We start from the raw sequence: 24,595 nt of genomic DNA, 5'->3' as shown, positions 1-24,595 counted from the left end.
GGACGTAAAGCGAAGCAGTCCGGCACCCCACCCGCGGAGGCCCGTCACCGCACCCCGACAGCCCCGCGCAGCGGGCCCCGGTCCGCCGCCAGGCGCAACGGCGGGAAAGCCAACGACGTGGGCCGCAGGCCAAGCGCAGCGGACGGTCATGGGACGTTCTCCGGCTGGAAAGATCCCCTTGGTCCCCTCCACGCACGGCGCGCCGAGAACAGCGGTATGCGCGTCGTCCTCGTCACCGAATCCTTCCCGCCCGATGTCAACGGCGTCTCCCATTGCGCCCTGGAAACCGTCCGGCATCTCGTCCGCCGCGGCCACGATCCGCTCGTCATCGCGCCGCTGGGTGGCGCGTCGCCGGCCACCGGTACGCACGAGAGTCCCTGCCCCGTCGTCCGCGTGCCCTCCATGCCGCTGCCCGGCTATCCGCAGGTGCGGATCGCCCTCCCCGGACGCCGGCTGTCCGCGGCCCTCGACGGACACCGCCCCGACCTGGTGCACCTCGCCAGCCCCTTCGTCCTCGGCGCCCGCGGCATGGCGGCCGCCGCCCGCCGCCGGGTGCCCGCGATCGCCGTTTACCAGACCGATCTGGGCCGCTACGCCCGCACCTACCTCGGCGGCGGCGCGGCCACGGCCTGGCGGCGCATCCGGGCGGTGCACGCCGCCGCCGACCGCACCCTGGCGCCCTCCAGCGCGGCGCTGCTGGACCTGACCGAAAACGGCATCCCACGGGTTCATCTGTGGCCGCGCGGTGTCGACTCCGAGCGGTTCCACCCCGGGCGGCGCGACGAGGTGCTGCGCAGTTCACTGACCGCGGGGCGGGAGCTGCTGGTGGGGTACGTGGGGCGGCTCGCGCCGGAGAAGGACGTCCGGCTGCTGGCCGAGACCTCGCGGCTGCCGGGCGTACGCACCGTCGTCATCGGCGAGGGCCCCAGCGCCGCCGGGCTGCGCACCGCACTGCCGCAGGCCCGCTTCCTCGGCCGCCGTACCGGCGACGAACTCGCCCGGCTCTACGCCTCCTTGGACGTCTTCGTGCACACCGGGCCGTACGAGACGTTCTGCCAGACCGTGCAGGAGGCGATGGCCGCCGGTGTGCCGGTGGTGGCGCCGCGGGCGGGCGGCCCGCTCGACCTGGTGGACCACGGCCGTACGGGATTGCTGGTGACACCGGGTGACGGCGGCGCGTTCCGGGACGCGGTGCGGCTGCTCGCGGGCAGCGCCGAGCTGCGCATCCGGTATGGCGCCGCGGCCCGCCGTGCCGTCGCGGACCGTACCTGGGAGGCGGTCGGCGACCAGTTGCTGGGCCACTACGAGGCCGTGCTCAGCGACCGGACGGCGGTGGCGGCATGACCGCGCGGCGCAGCACGGGGACGGGCCTGCGGATCGTCCGGATCGCCAACTTCGTCACCCCGGCCTCCGGCGGCCTGCGCGCCGCGCTGCGCGAACTCGGCGCGGGCTACCGGGCCGCCGGCCACGAGCCGGTGCTCATCGTCCCCGGACCGCCAGGGGCGGACGGGACGGGCGGGACGGCCGGCCTGCGCGACGAAGTCACCGCGCAGGGCCGGGTGATCACCGTGCCGGGGCCGGAGCTGCCGGGCAGCGGCGGCTACCGCATGCTGACCGACCGACGCCGGCTCCAGCACCTGCTGCACGCGCTGGCCCCGGACCGGCTGGAGGTCTCCGACCGGACGACGCTGCGCTGGACGGGGCAGTGGGCGCGCCGGGCGCGGATCCCCGCCGTGATGGTCTCGCACGAGAGCGTCGACGGGGTGCTGCGCACCTGGGGGGTACCGCAGCCGCTGGCCCGCGCCGCCGCGGACCGGCTCAACCTCCGTACGGCGCATGCCTACAGCAAGGTCGTGTGCACCACCGACTGGGCGGCGGCCGAGTTCACCCGGGTCGGGGTGCGCAATGTGGTGCGCGCTCCGCTCGGCGTCGACCTCGCCGCCTGGCACCCGGACTGCCGCAGCGCGCAGCTGCGACGGCGCTGGGCGGGCCGGGCGGAGGTGCTGCTGCTGCTCTGCTCCCGGCTGTCGCAGGAGAAGCGGCCGGGCCGGGCGCTGGACGCGCTGGCGGAGCTGCGGCGGCGCGGGGTCGACGCGGCGCTGGTGGTGGCCGGTGACGGGCCGCTGCGCGCCCGCCTGGAGACCCGGGCGCGGTCCGAGCGGCTGCCCGTTGCGTTCCTCGGACATCTCGCCGACCGGAGCCGGCTCGCCACACTGCAGGCCGGCGCCGATGTGGCGCTGGCGCCCGGCCCGGCCGAGACCTTCGGACTGGCCGCCCTGGAGGCGCTGGCCTGCGGCACCCCGGTGGTCGCCAGCGCGGCATCGGCGCTGGCGGGTCTCGTCGGCAGCGGCGGTGACACGGCACTCGACGACGGGCCGTCGTTCGCCGATGCGGTCCAGCGGGTCCTGGCCCGGCCCGAACCCGCCCGGCGCGCCGCCGCCCGCCGGCGTGCCGAGGGCTACGGCTGGCAGCCCGCCATCGATGCCTTCCTGGCGGCCCACGACGCGCCCGTACCGCTCGGCAGGCCGGTTGCCGCCGCGTCCTCGCCGTCGTCGGCCGGCCCGCTGGGCGGGTGGTGACGGTGCGCTCCGAGGGGCCGTTGATATCCGAGCAGCCGGTGATACCCGAGCAGCCGGTGATATCCGAGCAGGCGCCGGGCGGGGGTGGTCGCCCGGCCCCGGCCCGCTTTGTCGCGCTCGGTGATTCGCTCACCGAGGGGCTCGGCGACCCCGTACCGGGCGGCGGCTGGCGCGGCTGGGCGGCTCTGCTCGCCGGAACGCTGGGCGAGCGGCCGGGCGCCGTGGAGCTGGTGAACCTGGCGCGGAGCGGGGCGCTGGCGGCGGAGCTGGCCGAGCGGCAGCTGCCCGTGGCGCGGGAGCTGGCGCCGCGCTTTGTCTCCTTGGTCGTCGGGGCGAACGACACCCTGCGCGCGGCCTTCGCCATCGAGCGGGTCGCGGCCGCGCTGGACCGGGCGCACGGCACACTGAGCGGCGACGGGGCGGTGGTGCTGACGGCCTGTCTGCCCGATCCGGGCCGCATGCTGGGGCTGCCCGCGCCGCTGGCCCGCCCGCTGGCCCGGCGGATGCACGCCGTGAACACCGTCGTCCATGCGGTGTCCGCCCGCTATCAGGGCGTCCATCTGCACCTCGCCGCGCACCCCTGGGCCGCCGAGCGCGCCTCGTGGAGCGTGGACCGCCTGCACCCCAGCGAACGCGGCCACCGACTGCTGGCCCGCGGCTTCCACACGGCGCTCGCCGCCGCCGGCCTGCCCGTCGGACCGCCGCCGACGCTCACCCTCGACGGGCCGCCGCCGACCCGCGCCGGCTCCGCCCGGTGGATGGCGACCCGCGGCACCCGCTGGGTCGCCGACCGGTGCACGGATCTGCTGCCCGGCCTGCTCGCCCTGGCGCTCCAGGAGTGCCGGCACGGCCTGGCCGGATCCGGGCGGCTGCTGGACGCCGCGGCCGAGCGGGCCACCCGGGGCGCGCTCGCCGCCCTGACCGAGGCGGACGGCATCCCGGCCGGGAAAACAGCCGCGACGGCGAAGGGCGCTGCGACAATGGCAGGGTGACCGGACGCTGGGAGTTCTGGATCGACCGCGGTGGCACTTTCACGGACGTCGTCGGCAGGCGGCCGGACGGACGGCTGGTCACCGGCAAGCTGCTCTCGCACCACCCGGAGCGCTACCGGGACGCCGCGGTGGCCGGCATCCGGATGATGCTGGGGCTCGGCCCGGACGAACCGGTGCCCGCCGAACGGGTCTCCGTCGTGAAGATGGGCACCACCGTCGCCACCAACGCCCTGCTGGAGCGCAAGGGCGAACCGACCGTGCTGCTGATCACCGAAGGCTTCCGGGACGCCCTGCGGATCGCCTACCAGAACCGGCCGCGGATCTTCGACCGCCGGATCGTGCTGCCCGAGGCGCTCTACGACCGGGTGATCGAGGTACCGGAGCGGACCGGCGCCCGGGGCGAGCCGGTCCGGCCGCTGGAGGCCGCCGGGGTGCGCCGGGCGCTGCACCGGGCCCACGCGGACGGCCTGCGCAGCGCCGCCGTCGTCCTGCTGCACGGCTACCGCCACCCCGACCACGAGCGGGCCGTCGCCGAGCTGGCCCGGCGGGCCGGATTCTCCCAGGTCAGCTGCTCGCACGAGGTCAGCCCGCTGATGAAGCTGGTGCCGCGCGGCGACACCACCGTCGTCGACGCCTATCTCTCCCCGATCCTGGGCCGGTACGTCGACGAGATCGCCGCCCAGCTCCCCGGCATCCGGCTGATGTTCCTGCAGTCGAACGGCGGACTGCGAAAGGCCGCACACTTCCGTGGCAAGGACGCGGTGCTGTCCGGTCCCGCGGGCGGCGTCGTCGGCATGGTCCGTACCGCCGCGGAGGCCGGCGGCGGCCACGACCGGGTGATCGGCTTCGACATGGGCGGCACCTCCACCGATGTGTCGCACTACGCCGGCGAGTTCGAGCGGGTCTTCGGCAACGAGGTCGCCGGTGTGCGGATGCGCGCCCCCATGATGAACATCCACACCGTCGCGGCCGGCGGCGGGTCCGTACTCCACTTCGACGGCCGCCGCTACCGGGTCGGTCCCGACTCGGCCGGCGCGGACCCGGGGCCGGCCTGCTACCGGCGCGGCGGACCGCTCACCGTCACCGACGCCAATGTGATGCTCGGCCGCATCCAGCCCGCGCACTTCCCCGCGGTGTTCGGCCCGGACGGCGACCTGCCGCTGGACGCCGAGGTGGCCCGCGTCCGCTTCGCGGAACTGGCCACGCGCGCCGCCGCCGAGACCGGGGACGACCGCGGGCCCGAGGAGGTCGCGGCCGGCTTCCTGGACATCGCGGTGCTCAACATGGCCAACGCCGTCAAGAAGATCTCCGTTCAGCGCGGCCATGACATCACCCGCTACGCCCTCACCAGCTTCGGCGGCGCCGGCGGCCAGCACGCCTGCGCGGTCGCCGACGCGCTGGGCATCACCACCGTGCTCGTCCCGCCGCTGGCCGGGGTGCTCTCCGCGTACGGCATCGGGGTCGCCGACGCCACCGCGATGCGTGAACAGGCCGTCGAGGCGGAGTTCACGGACCCCGCGGCCCTCGGCCGGCTGCGCGAGGTGTGCGACGGCCTGGCCGGAGTGACCCGGCGCGAACTGCTCGACGACGGGGTGCCGGACGACTCGGTCAGCACCCGCGCCCGGGTGCTGATCCGCTATGCGGGCACCGACTCCACCATCGGCGTCCCGCTGGCCGACGCCGCCACCATGACCGCGGAATTCGTCCGGGCACACCGCGAGCGCTACGCCTTCACCATGGACAAACCCCTGGTGGCCGAGGCGGTGTCGGTCGAGGCGCTGGGCGCGGCCGGCGGCGCGGGCGGCTACGAGGCCCGGCCGGGAGGCCGCGAAGGGGAGTTGGCGCCTGCCGCCACGGTCCGGATGTATACGGGCGGGCGCCGGCAGGACACCGGCCTCTACCGCCGCACGGACCTGCGCCCCGGCGACACCCTCACCGGCCCGGCGGTCATCGCCGAGGAGGACGCGACCACGGTCCTCGACCCGGACTGGCGGGCGGCCGTGGGCGAGGGCGGGCACCTCCTGCTGACCCGGGCCCGGCCGCGTACCGGCCGGGCGGCGGTCGGCACGGCGGCCGACCCGGTGATGCTGGAGGTCTTCAACAGCCTCTTCATGGCCATCGCCGAGCAGATGGGCGTCCGGCTGGAGCACACCGCGCACTCCGTCAACATCAAGGAGCGCCTCGACTTCTCCTGCGCCCTCTTCGACGCCGACGGCAGTCTGATCGCCAACGCCCCGCACATTCCGGTCCATCTGGGCTCGATGGGGGAGTCCATCAAGGAGGTGCTCCGGCGCCGCGGCGGCGAGATGCGGCCGGGCGATGTCTACGCGGTCAACGACCCGTACCACGGCGGCACCCACCTTCCCGACGTCACCGTGGTCACCCCTGTGTTCGACACCGCCGGGGACGAGCTGCTGTTCCTGGTGGCCTCCCGGGGCCACCACGCCGAGATCGGCGGCATCACCCCCGGCTCGATGCCCGCCTTCAGCAAGACCATCCAGGAGGAGGGCGTCCTCTTCGACAACTGGCTGCTGGTGCGGGACGGCGAGCTGCGCGAGCGGGCGACCCGCGAACTGCTCGCCGCCGGCCCCTACCCCTCCCGCGCACCGGACGCCAACCTCGCCGACCTGCGCGCCCAGATCGCCGCCAACGAGAAGGGCGTCCGGGAACTGAGGCGGATGACCGGACAATTCGGGCTGGAGGTCGTCCAGGCCTATATGGGGCACGTCCAGGACAACGCCGAGGAATCGGTGCGGCGGATCATCGCGCAGCTGTCGGACGGCAGCTACCGCTACGAGACCGACAGCGGGGCGGAGATCCATGTCGCGCTGACCGTCGACCGTGCCGCCCGCAGAGCCGTACTGGACTTCGCCGGCACCTCGCCCCAGCAGCCCGGCAACGCCAATGCGCCCAGCTCGGTGGTGATGGCGGCCGTCCTGTACGTCTTCCGCACCCTGGTCGCCGACGACATCCCGCTCAACAGCGGCTGCCTCAAGCCCGTGGAGGTCCGCATCCCGCAGGGCTCGATGCTCGCCCCGGTCTTCCCGGCCGCCACCGTCGCGGGCAATGTGGAGACCTCCCAGGCCGTGACCGGCGCGCTCTACGCCGCGCTCGGCGTCCAGGCCGAGGGCTCGGGCACCATGAACAACCTCACCTTCGGCAACGACCGCGTGCAGTACTACGAGACCGTGGCCAGTGGTTCGGGCGCCGGCGACGGCTTCGACGGCGCGGACGCCGTCCAGACCCATATGACCAACTCCCGGCTGACCGACCCCGAAGTGCTGGAGTGGCGCTACCCCGTCCGTGTCGACAGCTTCGCGATCCGCTCCGGCAGCGGTGGTGCGGGGCGCTGGCACGGCGGCTGCGGTGTCGAGCGCCGGCTGCGTTTCCTGGAGCCGATGACCGTGGCCCTGCTGACCGGCCACCGCAGGATCGCGCCGTACGGCATGGCGGGCGGCGCCCCGGGTGCGCTGGGCGCCAACTCCGTCGAACGGGCGGACGGTTCGCGCGAGGAACTGGCGGGCTGCGACGCGGCGGAGGTCGGCGTGGACGATGTGCTGGTGATGCGCACGCCGGGCGGTGGGGGGTACGGGGTGGCGGACGGGGGCTGAGGCGCCCTCGAGGGGCGCGGGGAACTGCGCGACCAGCCATGTCACAGCAGCCGCAGCCGCAGCCGCAGCCGCAGCCGCAGCCGCAGTTGCAGCCGCAGCCACATGACGGCACCGCCCGGCACGTCCCGCGGAACGTTCAGCGGATGCGGAGGAAGCGGACCGGTGTCCCCGGTACCGCCTGGGCCGCGGGGGCCAGAAAGCGCTCCGGGACCACGCCGATGACCGGATAGCCGCCGGTCGTGGGGTGGTCGTGGAGGAAGAGGACCGGCAGACCGTCGGGCGGGACCTGGAGGGCGCCCAGGGGCATGCCCTCGCTGGGGAGTTCGCCGGTCCGGGCGCGCTCCAGGGCCGGGCCTTCGGTGCGCAGGCCGATGCGGTTGCCGGCCGGGGAGACGCGGAAGCGGCCGGTGGTGAGGGTGCGCAGACCGGCATCGGTGAACCAGGCGTCGCGGGGGCCGGGCAGGAACGGCAGGAGCAGCTCCGTCACCGGGCCGGGGTGCGGTACCGCGTCGGCGGCGGCCGGCGGGCCGTACGGGTCGCCCAGCGGGAGGATGGCGCCGTCGCCGAGCGGGTCGGGCCCCAGACCGGAGAGCAGGTCGGCGGCGCGGCTGCCGAGGACCGGCTCGGTGTCGATGCCGCCGGCGAAGGCCAGGTGGGAGCGCAGCCCGTGGGTGGCGGGCCCCGCCTCCAGGACGGCGCCCGCCGGGACGCGGACCGGCGCGCCCCAGGGTGCGGGGCGGCCGTCGACGGTCACCGGGCAGGGCGCGCCCGTGACGGCGACGGTGGTGGCCGTACGGACCCGCAGGGCACAGCCCGTGAACGTCGTCTCCAGGGTGGCGGCGGACTCGGGGTTGCCGACCAGGCGGTTGGCGAGGCGGTGCGCGGGCGCGTCGAGGGCCCCGGCCCGCGGCACACCCAGGTGGGCATGGCCGGGCCGGCCGAGGTCCTGGACGGTGGTCAGCGCACCGGCCCGGACGACCGAGAAGGCGCGGTCGGTCATCGGACGGTCTCCTGCGGGACGAAGCGGACGCGGGTGCCGGGTGCGAGCAGCGCCGCCGGTTCACGGCGCGGGTCCCACAGAACGGTGTCCGTGGTGCCGATCAGCTGCCAGCCACCGGGGGAGGAGCGCGGGTAGACACCGGTGTACGGGCCGGCCAGAGCGACCGAGCCGACCGGGACCTTCGTACGGGGGGTGTCCCGGCGCGGTACGTGCAGCTGCTCGGGCAGTCCGGTCAGATAGCCGAAGCCGGGGGCGAAGCCGCAGAAGGCGACATGGAACTCCGTCGCGGAGTGCCGCCGCACCACCTCTTCGGGGGTGGTGTCCCACAGGGCGGCGACATCGCCGAGGTCGGGGCCGTCGTAGCGGACCGGGATCTCCACCGTGGGCCGGTCGCCGACGGTGAGCGGCGGGATGGCCCAGGCGGCGAGTTCGGCGATGAGCCCGCGGGGGTCGGTGAGGCCGTCGAGCAGCACCGTACGGGCGGCCGGCACGATCTCGCGCACCGGGGGCAGGACGCCGTCGGCGGCCCGGCGCAGCAGTTCGGCGTGCAGCGCCTCGACCTCCTCGGCGCTGTCCAGCTCGATGAGCAGCCCGTGTTCACCGACCGGCAGCGGCCTCATGCGAAGCTCCGGATGTGTACGCCGGCCGCGGCCAGCTCGGACCGTACGCGCCGGGCGAGGTCCGCGGCGCCGGGGGTGTCGCCGTGCAGGCACAGCGACCGGGCCGTGATGCCGACGGGCCGGCCGTCGCGGGAGGTGACGGTGTGGTCGCGGGCCATGCCGAGGGCGCGCTTGACGACCTCGTCGGCGTCGTGGATCACCGCGCCCGGTTCGCGGCGCGGCACCAGGGTGGCCCCGGAGGTGTAGGCGCGGTCGGCGAAGGCCTCACCGACGACGGGCAGTTGGGCCCGCCGGGCGGCCTCGTGCAGCCGGGAGCCGGGCAGGCCGAGGACGGGCAGGGCGCCGCCCGCGGCCCGGATGCCGTCGATGACGGCGCCGGCCTGCTCCTCGTCATGGACACAGCGGTTGTAGAGCGCGCCATGCGGTTTGACATAGCCGACCCGGGCGCCGGCGGCGCGCGCGAAGACCTCCAGCGCACCGATCTGGTACATGATCTCGGCGGACAGCTCGTCCGGTGGTACCTCCATCGCGCGGCGGCCGAAGCCGGCCAGGTCGCGGTAGGAGACCTGGGCGCCGATGACCACGCCGCGCTCGGCGGCCAGTTCGCACACCCGGCGCATCGTGGCCGGGTCGCCGGCGTGGAAGCCGCAGGCGACATTGGCGCTGGTGACGACGGAGAGCAGGGCCTCGTCGTCGGTGAGCTGCCAGCGGCCGAAGCCTTCCCCGAGGTCGGCGTTGAGATCGATGACGGGAGGTGCCGCCGGGCCGTCACTCATGTGTATCCGTTCCAGGGGTGCTCGGTGCCGGACGGGCGCGCGGTGCGCAGGGCGCGGCGGCCCGGTCGGGGCAGGGCGGGGGCGTTCCGCGCCGGCCGGCCCGTATCCGTAGTGACTCTCCCCCGAGGGCAAGCCGAGCCGACCGGCATGGGGGACAACGTAAAGGATCGTTGAACGATCCGACAAGAGATGTGCTGCATCCGAGGGGGGATGCGTTGTTTCGTTCCCCCATCTGGGATTGACTTCCGCTCACACGACACCGGGGCGGCCTCGATCGCCGCCCGGTACGGCGCGAGAGCGGGGAGCGGTATGGCGGGCGGAGCGGCGAAGAACGACCGGCGGCGGCTGACCGAGGTGGCGGGCCTGGAGGGGGACCGCGCCCTGCTGGGGCGCTCCAGCACGGCCGAGCGGGTCGCCGACATCCTGCGCGACCGGATCACCGAGGGCTACTTCCCGCCCGGCGCCCGGCTCTCCGAGGAGAGCATCGGCGGTGCGCTGGGCGTCTCGCGGAACACGCTGCGGGAGGCCTTCCGGCTGCTGACGCATGAGCGGCTGCTGGTGCACGAGCTCAACCGCGGGGTGTTCGTCCGGATGGTGACCGTCGAGGACCTGGAGGACATCTACCGGGTGCGCATGCTCGTGGAGTGCGCGGCGGTACGGGGGCTGGGGCAGGGCCCCTACGGCCCCGGTGTGACGGACGCCATTGCGGCGATCGAGGCCGCCGTACAGGCCGGCGAGGCCGCCTCCGGGAGCCGGGAGTGGCAGGCGCTCTCGACCGCCAACATCCGCTTTCACCAGGGAATCGTGGCCCTGACGGGCAGCCCGCGCACCGATGAGCTGATGCGGGCCGTGCTCGCCGAACTCCGGCTGGTCTTCCACGTCATGGCCGACCCCCGGCGCTTCCACGCGCCCTATCTGACCCGCAACCGGCAGATTGTCGAGGCGCTGCAGTCGGGCGATGCCGCCGAGGCCGAGCGGCTGCTGCTGTCCTATCTGGAGGACTCGCGCAGCCAGCTGTCGGGGGCCTACGCGCAGCGCATCGCGGAGGGATGAGCCTCGCGGCGCGCGCCGCCACGGGGGCCGCCACGGGGACGGCTTGAGATCCGTCTTCGCAGACCCCTTGTCGGATCGTTGAACAATCGCCTAACGTCCGCTGCACTCTCTTCATCTCCTCACGGACCCGTGGGGTCCCCGTACGCGGAAGGCGGATCCATGATCGTGCTCCTCGGCGTGCTCGTGGTCGTGATCGGCTTCGCCACGAAACGCAATCCCTTGCTGGTCGTGGGGGTGGCCGGCATCGTGACCGGCCTCCTCGGCGGGCTGTCGCCGGGCAAGGTGCTCGCCGCGTTCGGCGAGGGCTTCGCCGGTAGCCGGGCGGTGACGATCTTCGCGATCACCCTCCCGGTCATCGGCCTCCTGGAGCGCTACGGCCTCCAGGAGCAGGCCCGGAACCTCATCGCCCGCTTCGGCGGGCTCACCACGGGACGCTTTCTGGCGCTCTACCTCGGTCTGCGGCAGATCGGTGCCGCGGTCGGGCTGACCAACGTCTTCGGCCACGCCCAGACCGTCCGCCCGCTCGCCGTCCCGATGGCCGAGGGCGCGGCCGAGCGCACATACGGCGAACTCCCGGAGCGGATACGGGAGAAGGTCAGGTCGTTCTCCGCCAGCGCGGACAACATCGGCCTCTTCTTCGGGGAGGACGTCTTCCTCGCCGTCGGCTCGATCCTGCTGATCACCGGCTTCGTCAACACCACCTACGGCACCCACCTCGAACCGCTGCAGCTCGCGCTGTGGGCGATCCCCACCGCCGTGTGCGCCTTCGTGGTCCACGGCTGGCGGCTGCTGCGCCTGGACCGCCGGCTGGAACGCGAACTGCGCACCGCCCAGGTTCCTCACACCGCCGCAGCGGAGGCCGCCCAGTGATCAAGGCAGAGTGGTTCTACTGGCTGGTCGGCCTCAGCTTCCTGGTGATGGCCGCCCAGATGGTCACCGACCGCAGCAACCCCAAGCGCCTGGGCACCGGCGCCTTCTGGGGCCTGATCGGCGCCGGCTTCATCTACAGCAGCTGGGTCGTCACCAAGCAGGCGCCCGCCGAGCCGCTGGGTGGCGCGGTGCTCGTCATGGCCACACTGGCCGGCTTCGGCTTCACCGGGCGCGGCACCCCGCGCACCACCACCCCCGAGCAGCGTGCCGCCAGTGCCGCCAAGCTCGGCAACAAGCTGTTCGTCCCGGCGCTCACCATCCCGGTCGTCGCCATGGCCTGCGCCCTCGGCGTCAAGCACCTGTCCATCGGGGGCGAACCGGTCCTCCAGGAGGGCAGCGAGACGATCCTCGGCCTGGGGATCGGCGCCGTCGCCGCCCTCGTGGTCGGCATGATCATGCTCCGCGAGAAGCGGATCTCCGTGCCCGTGCAGTCCGGCCGCTCCATGCTGGAGGCGATGGGCTGGGCCATGCTGCTGCCGCAGATGCTGGCCACACTGGGCGCCATCTTCCAGGTCTCCGGCGTCGGCGACCAGGTGGGCAAGCTCGCCACCTCCGTACTGCCGAAGGACTCGCTCATCCTCGCGATCGTCGTCTACTGCGTGGGTATGTTCGCGTTCACCATGATCATGGGCAATGCCTTCGCGGCCTTCCCCGTGATGACCGCGGCCGTCGGCTGGCCGGTCCTGATCGGCCACTTCGACGGCAACCCCGCCGCCGTCCTGGCCCTCGGCATGCTCGCCGGTTTCTGCGGCACCCTCGTGACCCCCATGGCCGCCAACTACAACATCATTCCGGCGGCCCTGCTGGAACTGAAGGACCAGTACGGGCCCATCAAGGCACAACTGCCCACCGCGGGTGTCCTGCTGGGCTGCAACATCGTGATCATGGCGTTGTTCGCCTTCTGAACCGCTCCGGGCGCCGGCGCCGCACTCCGCGGTGCCGTGCACCCCCTAGTTCGCTGTCCCCACCGCCGGACACCTCGTACCAAGGATGACCGTATGACCCGGGTACTGCTGACCGGATTTGCGCCTTTCGAGGGCGAATCCACCAATCCCTCCTGGCAGGCGGTACGCGCCGCCGCGGACGAACCGCCGTCCGGCATCGAGGCCTTCGCCGTCGAGCTGCCCTGCGTCTACGGAGCGTCGGTGGCGGTGCTGCGCGCCGCGATCGAGGAGACCCGTCCCGAGACAGTGGTGTGCGTCGGCCAGGCGGGCGGCCGCCCCGACATCACCGTCGAACGCATCGCCATCAACATCGACGACGCCCGCATCCCCGACGCCGCGGGTGCCGAACCGGTCGACGAGGCGATCGTGCCCGGCGGCCCCGCCGCGTACTTCTCCACCCTGCCGGTCAAGGCCTGTGTGGCGGCCGTGCGCGCCGCCGGGCTGCCCGCCTCCGTCTCCAACACCGCGGGCACCTTCGTCTGCAACCACGTCTTCTACAGCCTCGCCCACCTCATCGCCACCGAACTGCCCGAGATGCGCGGCGGGTTCGTCCACGTCCCCTACGCGCCGGAACAGGTCGTCGACCGCGCCCAGCCGTCGCTGCCGGCCGAAGCGGTGGCCAGGGCCCTGCGTGAGATCGCGGTCACCGCCGCACACACCCGCACCGACCTCCGGGTCGCCGGAGGAGCCACCCACTGAGGGCCGGCGCCGGCGCCGGTAACGGAGACCACGGGACCTGGCGGCCGGCCACCGCGGGCCACGCCGTAGACTGACGCGCCGGCCCGGCGAGTGGTCCGTCAACGGATCCACCAGCGGTTCCACCCATGAGCGGATCCGCGCCGTTTCGTCCGATGTCAGTGCGAGCGCCTACTCTGTGCGACGTGACTTTTTCCGCCCCGGGGGCCGCTGCGCCCCAGCTCAACGGGCCGAACCGGCCCGCGCCGGGCCCGGCCGCCGACGAAGGCCTGGCCCGCCGGCTGCGCGCCCTCGCGTGCACCGCGCCGCTGCACGACCTCGATGTGCGCAAGGCCAACCTCGCGGGCGAGTACGGCGTCTACGCCATGGCGGAGGTGGCGCTCGCCGTGATCGATCTCGTCACCCTCAACATGGACTTCGACACCGGCGCCGACCATGAAGAAATAGTGGCGAAGGTGCTCCCGCGGGTCGCCGCCCAGGCACCCCGCCGTGCCACGGGTGAGCACGAGCGGGTCGCCCGCTGGGTGCTGGAGAACCTGATCAACGTCGGCAGCGTGGACCGCGGCTTCCGGGCCGTCTACGGCACCTTCGACACCAAAGGCCAGTACGTCCGCCGCGACTATGACTTCAAGCTCATCGAGGAGGTCCCGTCCGCCGGCGGCACGGTCTTCCTGCGGGCCACCGACGAAGCCGTCAACGTCCTGGTCGGCGCGCTCGACACGGACGTCACCAGCGCCCAGATCGCCGCCGAGGTCAAGCTGGAGGTGCTGATCAACCGCGGGCGGCTGGCCGACGCCCAGCTCGCCGCCGAGCAGGCCCGCTACCGCACCGTGCAGTACGCCGAGACCCTGCGCAGGACCCTGGACGCCACCCGCCGCAACGTCCGCGCCGTGGACTGGCTGGAGACCGTCCCCGACATGATCAACGAGGCGCTGGACCACGTCGCGGACCGCTACCGCCACGAGAACGCCATCCTGACGAACATCCGCAAGGCCCGCGACGAGACCGAGGAGCCCGACCACAAGCGCCGCGCCGCCGAACTCGTCGACATCGTCAAGGACTGCATCCGCCGCCACACCCAGCTCCAGTCCCGGCTGCTGGAGGCCGGACCGCTCTTCCGCGCCGAACAGGACCGGCAGGCCTTCGCCACCCCCGCCGCCCGCTCCGGACTCGACCTGTACGGCCAGCTGGTCGCCCCCCTGCTGCCGCTCCCCGCCGAGCAGGCCATCCGCGTCACCGACGCCTTCTTCGCCCACGGCACGGGCCTGCGCACACCCTCGGCCGTCCGCGTCGGCGATCTCGTCGAGGTGCTGCTCACCCCGCCCGTGGAGCGCGAGCACCTCGGCGCCGAGATGCCCGAGCCCGACCTGGTGGCGACCCCCGACGACAGCCGCTTCAGCGAGGCGCAGCTCGACGCCGCGATGACGCTGCTCGACCTGCCCGCCGACGCACCCCGCAGGCTCTCCGGACTGCTCGCCGAGGCCCGCCTCGGCGATCCCGAACTCCCCTACCTGGTCGCCCTGTTGGCGGTACACGCCGCCAGCCCGCCGGTCGGCACGGCCTACCGCCAGGGAGAGCAGCAACTGCTGTTCGCCGTCGACGACGGCACGGAGCTGACCGACCCCGAGTTCGGCGGGGCCGACCTCATCGTCGGCACCGCCCTGCTGGACTCCGCCGGAATGGCCGCGGACCGTTCGGAGGCGGCGTGATGTCCCGTGTCCAGGAGGAGTGGCCGGCGGCCGGCGCGGCGCGCCCGGTCCGGCCGGGCCCCGGCGTGCCGGGCCGCCGCAAGGCGTCGCGCCGGCCAGTGATTTCCGAAACCGTCCCCCGCAAGGAGCTAGTTCCGTGACCCAGTACGACGAGGCACCGCAGCCGGACCGGGCGTCCGGGAACGGTGAACCGGGCTGGGGCGCGCCCACCGCCGACGCCGAGCCGGCCGCGGCGGGGCCCCTCCCCGAGCTCTCGGCTTCTCTCCCGCTCCCGACGTCGCCCGACCGCGCAGGCCCCCATGGGCAGGGGAAGACCCCCTCCCTCAGCCCCGCCGATGCCGCCGACGCCGCGCGACTGGTCTCGTTCGGCCTCCAGCCCAAGCTGCTGCCCGCCCGCGACGCCGAATACGGCGAACTGCTGCGCCGCTATCGCGACGAGCCCGCTTTCGCCCGGCTCGCCGATGCCGTCGCCACCGGCCTCGGCCTGGTCGTCCTGGAGGTCTCCACCCGCGCCGGTATGGCCGTCACCGCCGACGAGGACTCCGTCTTCGCCGTACGGATGGGGGACTACGCGCGTCGCGCCTCCGCCGACTCCGCCGACCGCTTCCTGCACGGCCTGGCTCATCTCGCCGTCGCCGCACTGGCCTTCCCGCGCCCCGAAGACCTCGCCGACGACGGCTATATCGGCCGGATCACCGTCAACGGCGTCGACGCCTTCGTCCGGCAGGCCTGCCGCCGGCTGGAGGAGCGCGCCGAGCAGGAGGGCGAGAACACCGACCCGGCCACCGACGCCCCCGGCCTGGAATCCGCCTGGCGCATCTACGCGCGGCGCAGTGCGACCGGCGCCACCAAGGACGCCCGCCGGCTGGCCGGTTCGACGACCGGCATCATCGCCAAGGCCGTCACCTTCCTCGTCGACTCCGGCTTTCTGCAGCGCACCGGCGACGACTCCGGCGGCGCCTACCGCACCACCGCCCGCTATCAGCTCCAGGTCCGCGACATGGCCGGCGGCGCCGCCATGGCCGAGCTGCTGGAGCTGGGCATCGTCCCCGTCGCCGACGGCAGCGCCGCGCTGCTGCCGGGCGACGACACCGACGACCTCGACCTGGTCGCCGACGCCGGACTGCCCTTCCACTCCGGCTGACGTCCCGCCCGTCGGCCGCTGATGTTCCGGCCGGCCGACCGGCACCCGACCATCAGACCATCAGACCGACCGCCGACCGCCGACCGCCGACCGCCGACCGCCGACCGCCGACCGCCGACCGCCGACCGCCGACCGCCGACCGCCAACTACCGACCGACCACCGACCACCGACCGTCGCTCGACCCCGGCTCCCCCCCCACCCCCGAACCCACCCCCGCCCCCTCCCCCCGAAGGGGGAGGAGGGGGAGGGGGCGGGGGAGCGGCACCACCCCTTCCCGACACGACAACGAGAGTCCGCCATGTACGAGCTGTCCCGGGTCCGCCTCTACTCCATCGGGCCCGCCGGTGCGCGCTATGCCGACACCGTGCTGGACCTGCGCGGAGTCGGTGCGCCCGTGCCCCGACCGGCCCCGGCCCAGGCGGACTTCTTCGAGGACGAACCGGTCGGCCCGCCGCGCCGCCCGGCGCCCGCGGGCGTGCTCTTCCTGGAGAACGGCGGCGGCAAGTCCGTCCTGCTCAAGCTGATCTTCTCGGTGATGCTGCCCGGCCACCGCAACACCCTCGGCGGCGCCAGCTCCGGTGTGCTGCGCAAGTTCCTGCTCGCCGACGACTGCGGCCATGTCGCCCTGGAGTGGCAGCACGTCCTCACCGGCGAGAGCGTGGTCGTCGGCAAGGTCAGCGAATGGCGCGGCCGGCAGGTCTCCAACGACCCCCGGAAGTTCGCCGAGGCCTGGTACAGCTTCCGGCCCGGCCCCGGCATGAGCCTGGACTCCCTCCCCGTCGCCGAGGCCACCGTCGTCCGCCCCCGCCAGGAGAGCGGCGAGGGCAGCTCCGGCGCCCAGGGCCGCCGGCGCACGATGAAGGGCTTCCGCGACGTCCTCACCGAGGCCGGGAAGAACTACCCCAACCTCGACGTCGTCTGGGAAGAGATCCACGAACGCTGGAACGAACACCTCGGCGAACTGGGCCTGGACCCCGAACTCTTCCGCTACCAGCGGGAGATGAACGCCGACGAGGGCGAGGCAGCCGGCCTGTTCGCGGTGAAGAACGACTCGGACTTCACCGACCTGCTGCTGCGCGCCGTCACGGACACCCGGGACACCGACGGCCTCGCCGACCTGGTGCACGGCTTCGCCCACAAGCTCGGCCGGCGCGCCGAGCTCACCGCCGAGCGGGACTTCACCGCCGGCTCCCTCGACCTGCTCTCCCGTATCGCCGACGCCGCCGAGCAGCGTGAACGGGCCCGCGAGGTGCATGCGGGAGCCGAGCGCCGTACGCGCGGCCTCGCCCAGCGGCTGCACGCCCGCGGCACCGAAGAGCGCGGCCGCGCCGCCGAGCTGGCCGAACAGGTCGCCACCGCGGCGCACCGCGTCACCGACGCGGAACGCGTCCGCGAGCGCCGTTCCCTGGTCTCCGCCGAACTCGCCTACCGGCACGCCTCGCTGGCGCTGGCCGCCGCCGAGAAGGGCGCCGCCGCCCAGCGCCGTGAGCTGAACGACGCCCGTACGCTGCACAGCGCCTGGCAGGCCGCCGAGACCGCGCTGCGCCACCGCGCCGCCGCCGACCGCTCCGCGCGGGTCGCCGTTGCCATCCGCGAGGCCGAGCGGGACGCCGCCCCCGCGCTCGCCGCCCGTGCCACCGCCGCCGCCGACCTCGTACGCGCCCTGCACACCGCGGCCGAGGCCGGTGAGCGGGTCGCCAACGAGGAGGAGGAGCGTTCCGCCGGCCTTCAGGAGGCCGGTGAATCCGCGCACCGTGACGCCACCACGGCCGCCACCCACGCCCAGCGTGCCCGCAGCGAGGCCGACCACCTCAAGCAGCGGCTGACCGAGGTCGCCGAGGAGACCGCCGAAGCCGTCCGGGCCGGCTGGCTGGACGACAGCGCCCCCGACGCCGACCCGGCCCGCGCCGCACTCGCCGCCTCGGACGCCGAGAAGACCGCGGTGGAGGCCTGGGACGCGGCCCGTGACGCCGCCCGGCAGGCCACCGACCACGCCCGCGAGGCCACCGCCCGGCACTCCGCCGCCGAACTCGCGGCGGCCCGCGCGGAGGACGCCGCGCAGGCCGCGGAGCGCGCCTACGACGCCGAACGCCGGGCCGCCGAGTCCATCGGCGCCGAGCAGCGGCTCGCCGACCTCCTCGGACTCCCGCAGTCCGAGGCCAAGCCCCTTGGCGTGCCCGGCCCCCGTACGGCCACACCCGGTACGGACCCGGTCCCGGCGCGCCGCCCCGGCGCGGGCCCGCTCACCGCCGAGGAACTGGACCGCAACGCCGACGAGCTGCACGAGCTGCTGGAGGAGGGCGTCGCCGGCGCCGAACGGCAGCTGTTCGACCTGCGTACCGCCGCCGCCGACGATGCCCGGATCCTCGGCGCGCTGGGCGACGGCGGACTGCTGCCGCCGGGGCCCGATGTGCTGGCCGCCGTGGAGTATCTCGGCGAGCACGGTGTCCCCGCGCTGCCCGGCTGGCGCTATCTCGCCCAGTCCGTCGACCCCGCCGACCACACCCGGGTGCTCGCCGCCCGCCCCGAGCTGGTCGACGGCGTGATCATCACGGACCCGGACACCCATGCGCGGGCCCGCGAGGTGCTCGCCCAGGCGGCGCTGCTGCCGCGCTCGGCCGTCGCGGTCGGTACCGCCGCGGCGCTGCTGGCGCCCACGCCCGCCCCCGACGAGCGGGACAGCACCGCCGCTCACGTATTCCTCGTCCCGCCCAACCCGGCGATGCACGACGAGTCCGCCGCCGACGAGGAACGCCAGGCGCTGCGGGCCCGCGCCATAGAGCGCGACGAGGGGATCCGGGCGCTGGCCGCCCGGCTCGCCGGTGACCGTGCGCTGGCCGCCCGGCTCGGCTCGTGGCGCGCGGGCTGCCCGGCCGGCCGCCTCGGTGAACTGGCCGCCGCCGCGGCAACGACCCGTACGGCCGCACAGGAGGCCGCCGCCGAGCTGTCCGAGGCCCGCACGGCCCGCGCCGAGACCGACGAGACCGCGGCCGAGGCCACCCGGGTACGTGACGAGCGCCAGGACACCGCTCAGCGCGCCCGGCGCGCCGCCGACCTGCTCGCCGGGCTCGCCCACCGGCTGCGGGAACGAGCCTCCTGGCAGTCCCGGATGCGCGAACTCGCCGACGAGGCAGCCGAGTTCGAGGCCCGCGCCGAGGAGTGCGTGGACCGCGCACGGGCCGCCGACGAGGATCGCAGGGCCGCCCAGCGCGCCGCCGACGACGCCCGCCGCACCGCTCGCGCACTGCGCGCCGAGCGCGCCGAGATCGCCGGTGTGCCGGACGACGTGGGGGAGGCCCCCGAGGGCACGAGCGCCTCGCTGCCCACGCTGCGCGAGGCCTACCGTGCCGCCTCCCAGCTCTACGAGAAGGTCGGCGTCGGTGCCGATCTGCGAGCCGAACAGGCCCGCGCCGAGGGCGACGAGAGCGCCGCCCTGGCCGAGCTGAACCGCCTCACCAACAAGGTCCGCACCCGCGCGGAGGCCCTGCTGGAGAGCCCGGACGCCGCCGACGGGCCGTCCCGGCAGGCGGCCGCGGCCCGCGCCGAATCGCTGGTGCAGATGCTGGAGACCCGTGCCTCGGCCGCCAGTGAACAGCTCGGCCGGCTGCGTGGCGAGGCCGAGCGCCTCGCCCCCACCGACGGCGAGGCGCACACCGACCTGCCCGAGGAGCGGGTGCCCAAGGACGCGGACCGCGCCAAGGAGCTGCTGCGCACCGCGGCCGGTGAACTGGCCACCGCCACCGAGGCGTTGGAGACCGCCCGGGAGCGGCACGAAGAGCTGCTGCGCGGCCATCGCGCCGCCGAGGACGCCGCGGGCGGCTTCGACGAGACCGCCGCGCTGCTGCGCGATCTGCTCCGCGACCAGCAGGACACCGATGACGCGGCGGACGGGCGGACCGAGCCGTACGCGGGCCGGCTGGCCGAGGCCCGGCAGGCGGCGGCCGAGTCCCGCCGCTCGCTGCGCGGCTGCGCCGCCGACCTCTCGGCCGCCGACTCCGCGGTGCGCGAGGCCAGTGACATCCTCGTACGGCACGCCAACTCCACCCGCTACGAACAGGTCCGTACGCCCGCCCGGCAGCAGATCCGCGAACTGCCCGCCGCGGCGCTCCCGGACCATGCCGCCAAGTGGGCCGAGGCCTTCGCCCCCCGGCTGCGGGTGCTCAGCGACGAGTTGGCGCAGCTGGAGCGCAACCGCGACTCCATCGTCGACCGGCTGCGCGGGCTGGTCGAGTCGTCGCTGACCACGCTCCGCTCCGCCCAGCGGCTGTCCCGGCTGCCTGAGGGGCTGGGGGAGTGGTCCGGACAGGAGTTCCTGCGGATCCGCTTCGAGGACCCCGACCACGCCACGCTCGCCGAGCGGCTCGGCGAGGTGATCGACGAGGCGACCCGTGCGGCCGTCAAGAAGAACAGCGATCTGCGGCGGGACGGGATGTCCCTGCTGCTGCGCGGGGTCGGCGCGGCGCTGCAGCCGCGCGGGGTGGCCGTGGAGATCCTCAAACCGGACGCGGTGCTGCGCGCCGAGCGGGTCCCGGTCGGGCAGATGGGCGATGTCTTCTCCGGCGGCCAGCTGCTGACCGCCGCCATCGCGCTGTATTGCACGATGGCGGCGCTGCGCAGCAACGACCGGGGCCGCGACAAGCAGCGGCACGCCGGCACGCTCTTCCTGGACAACCCCATCGGCCGTGCCAACGCGACCTATCTGCTGGAGCTCCAGCGCGCCGTCGCCGACGCGCTGGGCGTCCAGCTGCTGTACACCACCGGACTCTTCGACACCACGGCGCTCGCGGAGTTCCCGCTGGTCATCAGGCTGCGCAATGACGCGGACCTGCGGGCCGGGCTGAAGTACATCAGCGTCGAGGAGCATCTGCGGCCGGGCCTGCCGCAGCCGGACCCGTCCGGCGAGGCGGTGCACGGGCAGATCACGGCGACGCGGATGTACCGCCGCCCCGAGGACCCGGCTCCCGAGGACCCGGCTCCCGAGGAGCAGACGGACGAAGTCGCCGGGTGATTGCCGGCGCGGGAGGCCTGCGGGCCGAGGCGGCCGGAGCCGTGCGGAGCCCCGAGGATCCGTGAGGGTGCCTTACACCACCACCACCGACCGCAGGACCTCCCCGCGCTGCATCTTCGCGAAGGCCGGTTCGATGTCATCGAGCGCAATGGTCTCGCTGATGAACCGCTCCAGATCGAGCTTGCCGCTCAGAAACAGATCGATCAGCACGGGGAAGTCGCGGCTGGGCAGACAGTCGCCGTACCAGGACGACTTCAGGGCGCCGCCGCGTGAGAAGAGATCGATCAGCGGCAGCTCGATGCGCATGTCGGGTTCGGGGACGCCGACCTGGACCAGTGTGCCGGCCAGATCGCGCATGTAGAACGCCTGCCGGTAGGTCTCCGGGCGGCCCACCGCGTCGATCACCACGTCGGCGCCGTGCCCGCCGGTGAGCGCGCGGACCGCCTCGATGGGGTCCGTACCACGGGAGTTGACGGTGTCGGTGGCGCCGAACCGTTCGGCGGCGTCCAGCTTGCCGTCGTCGAGATCGACGGCGATCACCCGTCGTGCGCCGGCCCGGGAGGCGCCCGCGATGGCGGCGTTGCCGACTCCTCCGCAGCCGATGACGGCGACGGTGTCCCCGCTGCCCACCCGGCCGGTGTGCACGGCCGCGCCGTACCCCGCCATCACCCCGCAGCCGATCAGGCCCGCGGCCTCGGGGCGCGCCGACGGATCGACCTTGACCGCCTGCCCGGCGGCGACCAGGGTCTTCTCGGCGAACGCACCGATGCCCAGGGCCGCGGTCAGCTCCGTGCCGTCCAGCAGGGTCATGGGCCGGGCGGCGTTGCGCGAGTCGAAGCAGTACCAGGGCCGTCCGCGGCGGCAGGCGCGGCACTGCCCGCAGGGCGCCCGCCAGGCCAGCACCACGTAGTCGCCGGGTGCCAGATCCGTGACACCGGGGCCGGTGGCCTCGATGACCCCGGCCGCCTCATGGCCGAGCAGATAGGGGAAGTCATCGCCGATCGCGCCGTCGCGATAGTGCAGATCGGTGTGGCACACCCCGCAGGCCTGCACGGTCACGAGCACTTCGCCCGGACCGGGATCGGGCACGAGGATCGGCAGCACCTCGACGGGGGCGCCCTTCTTGAGGGCGACGACGGCGCGGGCTTCGTGCGGCATGGCTCACTCCTAATAAAACAGCGCCTGCGGGGCGGCAGGGGCGGGGAGCACGGGTGAGGTGGCACGGATGCCTGTGGGGGGTTGGAGTGGTACGCGGTGCTGGGCACGAGGCCAGTGGCGGAGGACGGTCCGCCACTGCCCCCGTGTTGCCTATAGTGCGCCGGGTTGCGCTATAGGAGACATGCTGGAAGTCCGGTCAGGGATCCGTCAAGGGGGATTTTTCGCTACCGGACTCAACCCGCGTACCCCATACGCCGGGAGAGTTCCGCGGCCGCCTTCGCGGACCGCTCGGCGAGTTCCGGAAGCAGCTCGCGCTCCATCCGGTACGCCGGGCCGGAGACGCCGATCGCCCCGATCACCGCGCCGTCGTGCGCCCGCACCGGTGCCGCCACCGCGTTCAGCCCGATCTCCAACTCCTCGTCGGTGCAGGCGAATCCGTTCGCGAGCGCGGCGGTGAGCTGCTCGCGCAGACCGGCCGCCGTGGTCAGGGTGTGCCCGGTGAACCGGGGCAGTTTGCGGGTCACCAGGGTCTCCCGGCGCTGCGCCGGCAGATGCGCCAGCAGCACCTTGCCGCTGGCGGTGGCGTGCAGCGGGGTGCGGCGGCCCAGCCAGTTGTACGCGGTGACCGCCGCGGAGCCCCTGGCCTGCATGATGTTGACCGCCGCATCGCCGTCCAGCACCGCGATGTTGGCGGTCTCCCCGGTGTCCTCGGCGAGCGCACGGCACACCGGCTGGCCCTCCTGGGAGATGTCCAGCCGGATCGCCGCGGCGCCGGCCAGCCGCAGCACCCCGGCGCCGAGGTAGTACTTCCCGCGGTCCCTCTCCTGCTCCACCAGCCCGCGGTTCTCCAGCACGCCCAGGATCCGGAACGCGGTCGACTTGTGGACGCCCAGCTCCTCGGAGATCTCGGTCACCCCGGCCTCGCCCAGCTTGGCCAGGATCTCCAGCACGCTCACCGCCCGGTCCACGGACTGGACGGATCCCGCCCCGGCGCGCCGTTCCCCGGACCGGTCGTCTGCCGTATCGGTCGTGTTCGACATGGGTCTTTGTGTCACCACCCGGTGGCCCCCGCGGGGCACGTCTGAGGGCATCTGCCGGGAAGCCCTTGACGGCCCGCTCCCCGGCTTGGATTCTGTTGCGCATCGCGCTCTGCGGTGCGTTATTCAGAACACATGATACCGATCAGCGAGAGGGGGGCCAGATGTTTCCCGTCTGCCGCATCGAGGACCTGCCCGAGGGTGAGTCCGTACGGATCGAGATCGACGACAGCACACCGGCCATTGCGGTCTTCCACGCCGAGGGCGGCTACTACGCCGTCGACGACACCTGCAGCCATCAGGACGCCTCCCTCTCCGAGGGCTGGGTCGAGGGCTGCTTCGTCGAATGCCCGCTGCACGCGGCCCTGTTCGACCTGCGCACCGGGGCCCCGGCCTGTCTGCCCGCCCGTCGGCCGGTGCGCACGCACGAGGTCGGTGTCCTGGACGGCATGATCCATGTCCGGCCCGCCGTAAGGGAAGAGGCGGTGGCATAACCTCCCGGTCACGACGTACGCACGGTGGCCGTCCGCAGCCGGGCGCGGTGCACACGCGGTGACGGTCCGGCGCCGGGCGCGTCTTTCCGGTCCCTCAGGAGCCCGGACGGCCCGACGGGCGGAAGGCCGCGAGTCCTGTGGGGAGCCGCTCGTGGGGCTCCTGCCGCCCGGCCGCTCAGGCGGCCGCCCGGTCGATGCCCGACGGGCCCTCCCGTGACTCCCGGCGCTGCTGCCGACGCACCCGGCGCCGCTCGCGGCGCAGCTCCCGGGCCGTACTGCTGGGCTGCGACTGCACCCCGTTGCGCTGCACCCACACCTGACGGGTCACCCAGACGTCCAGTACCCCCCAGGTGGCGACCACGGTGCTGGCGACCGTGCCGAGCACCGCGGGGAACGCGAACCAGGAGCCCGCCAGCGTGCACAAAAACGCCACCATGGCCTGAATCAGGGTGAGCGCCACGATGATGACGGCGCGGACCGCCGCGGTCCGCACCGGGTCCGCCATCCGGCGCCGGACGGCCGGCTCCTCCTGCCACAACGGTCGTCTGCCGGTGTCCATGAACGCGTCACACTCCCCGCACTCTCCCCGCGTGTCCGACTCCTCAGTGGCTGCCCGGATTTCGCCGGGTACATTCCCCTGGTGCCGCACCCCGTCCGTGCTCATGGTCACGTACCGCGGCCGCGTAGGGTTACCCGGGGTAGAGCAAAACCGGCCAACTGTCCGGCATCTTGCCGGGCGGTGCGGCGCCGGACCGGCTCACCCGGGCGGGGGCCTTGTCCGGGAATCGGCGGACAACTCCTGACGATCCCTTACCGTACGCTGCCCCCGCATCACGAGAGGTC

The 24,595-nt window shown here is 74.0% G+C and carries 18 protein-coding genes; 12 read left to right on the top strand and 6 right to left on the bottom strand.

The features are described 5' to 3' along the window. Positions 1-216: 216 nt before the first annotated feature. From ACWGJY_RS29455 to ACWGJY_RS29440, 4 genes are read left to right on the top strand one after another with little or no spacing between them, the layout of a single operon-like run. Complete coding sequence (locus ACWGJY_RS29455; RefSeq protein WP_453263907.1) at positions 217-1,344, top strand: glycosyltransferase family 4 protein; 1,128 nt, start codon at positions 217-219, stop codon at positions 1,342-1,344. Continuing rightward, positions 1,341-2,579 (top strand): glycosyltransferase, encoded by a 1,239-nt coding sequence (locus ACWGJY_RS29450; RefSeq protein WP_453263902.1) that lies wholly within the window; start codon positions 1,341-1,343, stop codon positions 2,577-2,579. The genes ACWGJY_RS29455 and ACWGJY_RS29450 overlap by 4 nt, the downstream gene beginning before the upstream one ends. A gap of 59 nt (positions 2,580-2,638) precedes the next feature. Next, positions 2,639-3,571, top strand: coding sequence for an SGNH/GDSL hydrolase family protein (locus ACWGJY_RS29445; protein WP_453263906.1), 933 nt, complete (start codon positions 2,639-2,641; stop codon positions 3,569-3,571). After that, positions 3,568-7,182 (top strand): hydantoinase B/oxoprolinase family protein, encoded by a 3,615-nt coding sequence (locus ACWGJY_RS29440; protein WP_453263901.1) that lies wholly within the window; start codon positions 3,568-3,570, stop codon positions 7,180-7,182. Before ACWGJY_RS29445 ends, ACWGJY_RS29440 begins: the two co-directional genes overlap by 4 nt. A 136-nt stretch (positions 7,183-7,318) precedes the next feature. Here the strand turns inward: ACWGJY_RS29440 and ACWGJY_RS29435 are convergent, their stop codons facing one another. From ACWGJY_RS29435 to ACWGJY_RS29425, 3 genes are read right to left on the bottom strand one after another with little or no spacing between them, the layout of a single operon-like run. Beyond that, positions 7,319-8,182, bottom strand: a complete 864-nt coding sequence (locus ACWGJY_RS29435; RefSeq protein WP_453263900.1) for a 5-oxoprolinase subunit C family protein — start codon at positions 8,180-8,182, stop codon at positions 7,319-7,321. Beyond that, positions 8,179-8,802 carry a 5-oxoprolinase subunit PxpB gene (gene pxpB / locus ACWGJY_RS29430; protein ID WP_453263899.1) on the bottom strand — a complete coding sequence of 208 codons (624 nt, stop codon included), beginning with the start codon at positions 8,800-8,802 and terminating at the stop codon, positions 8,179-8,181. The genes ACWGJY_RS29435 and pxpB overlap by 4 nt, the downstream gene beginning before the upstream one ends. Next, positions 8,799-9,578 (bottom strand): LamB/YcsF family protein, encoded by a 780-nt coding sequence (locus ACWGJY_RS29425; protein ID WP_453263898.1) that lies wholly within the window; start codon positions 9,576-9,578, stop codon positions 8,799-8,801. Before ACWGJY_RS29425 ends, pxpB begins: the two co-directional genes overlap by 4 nt. 309 nt (positions 9,579-9,887) lie before the next feature. Between ACWGJY_RS29425 and ACWGJY_RS29420 the strand changes: the two genes are divergently transcribed. The 7 genes from ACWGJY_RS29420 to ACWGJY_RS29390 all read left to right on the top strand — a co-directional run bounded on the left by ACWGJY_RS29420 (position 9,888) and on the right by ACWGJY_RS29390 (position 21,063). After that, complete coding sequence (locus tag ACWGJY_RS29420) at positions 9,888-10,631, top strand: GntR family transcriptional regulator (protein ID WP_453263897.1); 744 nt, start codon at positions 9,888-9,890, stop codon at positions 10,629-10,631. Positions 10,632-10,790: 159 nt separating this feature from the next. Next, positions 10,791-11,501, top strand: a complete 711-nt coding sequence (locus ACWGJY_RS29415) for a DUF969 domain-containing protein (RefSeq protein ID WP_453263896.1) — start codon at positions 10,791-10,793, stop codon at positions 11,499-11,501. Further along, positions 11,498-12,466, top strand: coding sequence for a DUF979 domain-containing protein (locus tag ACWGJY_RS29410; RefSeq protein ID WP_453263895.1), 969 nt, complete (start codon positions 11,498-11,500; stop codon positions 12,464-12,466). Before ACWGJY_RS29415 ends, ACWGJY_RS29410 begins: the two co-directional genes overlap by 4 nt. Before the next feature lie 93 nt (positions 12,467-12,559). Further along, complete coding sequence (gene pcp / locus ACWGJY_RS29405; RefSeq protein WP_453263894.1) at positions 12,560-13,204, top strand: pyroglutamyl-peptidase I; 645 nt, start codon at positions 12,560-12,562, stop codon at positions 13,202-13,204. A 152-nt stretch (positions 13,205-13,356) separates the two neighbouring features. Then, a complete protein-coding gene (locus tag ACWGJY_RS29400; RefSeq protein ID WP_453263893.1) occupies positions 13,357-14,910 on the top strand; it encodes a hypothetical protein in 1,554 nt (517 codons plus the stop codon). Between the two features lie 136 nt (positions 14,911-15,046). Then, positions 15,047-16,054 (top strand): hypothetical protein, encoded by a 1,008-nt coding sequence (locus tag ACWGJY_RS29395; protein ID WP_453263892.1) that lies wholly within the window; start codon positions 15,047-15,049, stop codon positions 16,052-16,054. Between the two features lie 299 nt (positions 16,055-16,353). Continuing rightward, positions 16,354-21,063, top strand: coding sequence for a hypothetical protein (locus tag ACWGJY_RS29390; RefSeq protein WP_453263891.1), 4,710 nt, complete (start codon positions 16,354-16,356; stop codon positions 21,061-21,063). A 72-nt stretch (positions 21,064-21,135) separates the two neighbouring features. On the opposite strand, the gene ACWGJY_RS29385 is transcribed toward ACWGJY_RS29390, so the two are convergent. Both ACWGJY_RS29385 and ACWGJY_RS29380 read right to left on the bottom strand, forming a co-directional pair. Beyond that, the gene (locus tag ACWGJY_RS29385) at positions 21,136-22,221 is read right to left on the bottom strand and encodes an S-(hydroxymethyl)mycothiol dehydrogenase (protein ID WP_453263890.1); all 1,086 of its coding nucleotides are present in this window, start codon (positions 22,219-22,221) and stop codon (positions 21,136-21,138) included. A gap of 233 nt (positions 22,222-22,454) precedes the next feature. Beyond that, complete coding sequence (locus ACWGJY_RS29380) at positions 22,455-23,261, bottom strand: IclR family transcriptional regulator (protein WP_453263889.1); 807 nt, start codon at positions 23,259-23,261, stop codon at positions 22,455-22,457. Between the two features lie 161 nt (positions 23,262-23,422). Here ACWGJY_RS29380 and ACWGJY_RS29375 point away from each other — a divergent pair, with 161 nt between their 5' ends. After that, the gene (locus ACWGJY_RS29375) at positions 23,423-23,752 is read left to right on the top strand and encodes a bifunctional 3-phenylpropionate/cinnamic acid dioxygenase ferredoxin subunit (RefSeq protein ID WP_453263888.1); all 330 of its coding nucleotides are present in this window, start codon (positions 23,423-23,425) and stop codon (positions 23,750-23,752) included. Between the two features lie 175 nt (positions 23,753-23,927). On the opposite strand, the gene ACWGJY_RS29370 is transcribed toward ACWGJY_RS29375, so the two are convergent. Then, a complete protein-coding gene (locus tag ACWGJY_RS29370) occupies positions 23,928-24,416 on the bottom strand; it encodes a hypothetical protein (RefSeq protein ID WP_453263905.1) in 489 nt (162 codons plus the stop codon). Between the last annotated feature and the right edge of the window lie 179 nt (positions 24,417-24,595).

The sequence above is a fragment of the Streptomyces sp. NPDC054765 genome (assembly GCF_053612065.1).
The sequence above is the reverse complement of the archived record's forward strand: the minus strand, read 5'-3'. Positions and strand labels throughout refer to the sequence as shown.